This window comes from Subtercola sp. Z020 (assembly GCF_002931235.1).
GTDB lineage: Bacteria > Actinomycetota > Actinomycetes > Actinomycetales > Microbacteriaceae > Subtercola.
Map to the genome: position 1 here is coordinate 1 of NZ_PSTT01000148.1, position 1,858 is coordinate 1,858.

At 71.6% G+C, this 1,858-nt stretch carries 1 protein-coding gene and 1 pseudogene; one reads left to right on the plus strand and one right to left on the minus strand.

Annotated elements, in window-relative coordinates:
- Window positions 1-44 precede the first annotated feature (44 nt).
- Entirely contained in the window at window positions 45-1,055 is a 1,011-nt protein-coding gene (locus C5B96_RS16890) for a DMT family transporter (protein WP_104246517.1), read from the minus strand.
- Between the two features lie 122 nt (window positions 1,056-1,177).
- On the opposite strand from C5B96_RS16890, the pseudogene C5B96_RS16895 reads away from it, so the two are divergent.
- A pseudogene (locus tag C5B96_RS16895) lies at window positions 1,178-1,663 on the plus strand (CGNR zinc finger domain-containing protein); the annotation flags it as partial.
- Window positions 1,664-1,858 lie beyond the last annotated feature (195 nt).

Consider the following 1,858-nt stretch of genomic DNA (forward strand, 5'->3'; position numbering starts at 1 on the left):
GTCGGTCTCGGGGGGAAGTGACCGCCTCGCGCCCAGTGGGCGGGCTACGCCTTCGCGAACTGCTCGGCGTCGTACTGCGGGTCGCCGGGGCGGCGGGCTGCGCCGGCCGCCCCGGCGGAGGAAGCCGAGCCGGGCACCAGCGGTTCTGCGGCGCGTTTCTCTGAGCGCACGAATCCGATGCCGACGAGGATGAGCACCCCGCCCACGAGCTGGGCGATGGTCAGCTGCTCACCGAGCAGCAGCCAGGCGTAGAACGTCGCGGCGACCACCTCGAGCAGGCCGACGAACGACGCCAGGCGGGAGCCGAGCATCCCGCTCGCCGCGATGCTCGCCGCGTAGGCGATCGCGGTGCTGACGACGCCCACGATGAGCAGCGGCACCCACCACGGCGAATCGCCGCCGAGCAGCACGACCTCGCCGAAGGTCGCGGTGAACGGAACGGCTCCGGTCAGGCCGACTGCACCCAGCACGACGCCGCCGAGCAGCAGCCCGAAGCCGGCGAGCGCCACCGCAGGCAGCCCGTCGGCCGGCCGCGCCGCCACCACGTAGTAGAGCGCGCAGCCCACCATCGCGATGAGCGCGAAGACGATGCCGAGGGCATCCACCGACCCGCCGCCACCCGGAGCGACCACGAGCACGAGGCCGACGAGCGCGACGACCGAACCCACCAGTACGACGACCTTCGGGCGGCGGCGGGTGATCGCCCAGACACTCGCGACCAGCAGCAGCGGCGCCATGTATTCGATCAGGATGCCCGTTCCGACCGGAATGCGCTGGATGGCCGCGAAGTACACCAGCTGCGTGCCGGCGACGCCGACCAGGCCCATCGCGAGCACGCGCCAGCGACCGCGCCAGAGCGCCGCCCAGCGGCCACGCAGGGAGAACAGGGCGACGGGCAGCAGCACGATTCCGCCGATCAGGGCGCGCACGGTGACGGCGGCGGCGGGGCTCCAGCCGGCTTCGAGCAGCGGCTTGATGAAGGCGCCCGAACCGCCGAAAGTGGCGGCCGCGAGGATCGCCACCAGCAGGCCGGTCGACGTCGAATGCTTCGTCATGACACTCCTTGAAGTTCTTCTCGCTCACACCCTGTGACTGACGGTAGTGTGTTCCACAGTAAGGAGTCAATTTGCATTTTGCCCCTGACACCGAAGACACTCTGAGCTTCACTGTCGACCTGATGAACACCGTCGCCGGCGCCACCAAGAGCGGCGTCGACGAACTCGCGAGCCCTGTCGAGCTCGGCGACCTCCTGCGGCGCTGGCAGTACTCCGGGCGCATCGACGGCGACGACCTCGAACTCGCCGAGGTGCGGGCCACGCGCGCTAGGCTCCGCCGGGTCTGGATGCTCGGCCGCAGCGACGCGGTCGTCGAAGTGAACGCGATGCTGTCGGATGCCCGCGCCCTCCCCCAGCTCGTGCGCCACGATGCGCTCGACTGGCACCTGCACGCCACCGACCCCGAGGCGCCGCTCGCCGAGCGCATCCGCGTCGAAGTGGCCCTCGCCCTGGTCGACGTGATCCGGTCGGATGAGAACGGTCGCCTGCGGGCGTGCGCCGCCGACGACTGTGACGGGCTGTTGCTCGACCTGTCGCGGAACGGCTCGAAGCGCTTCTGCAGTGTGCGCTGCGGCAACCGGATGAACATGGTGGCGTTCCGCGGGCGGGGCACCGTGCCGCCCGGCCCGCCCCCGCCCGCGCAGAATGAGGCGGCCGAGGCGGAGCAGACGAGCGAGACGTACAGGTCGTCACGGATCACCGCGGGGCGGGCGGCATGCGCCCTGCCACCGTCCGCGCCGTCACGTGCGGAGCGCGCTCCGCACGTGACGGCGCGGACGGTGGCAGGGCGCATGCCGCCCGCC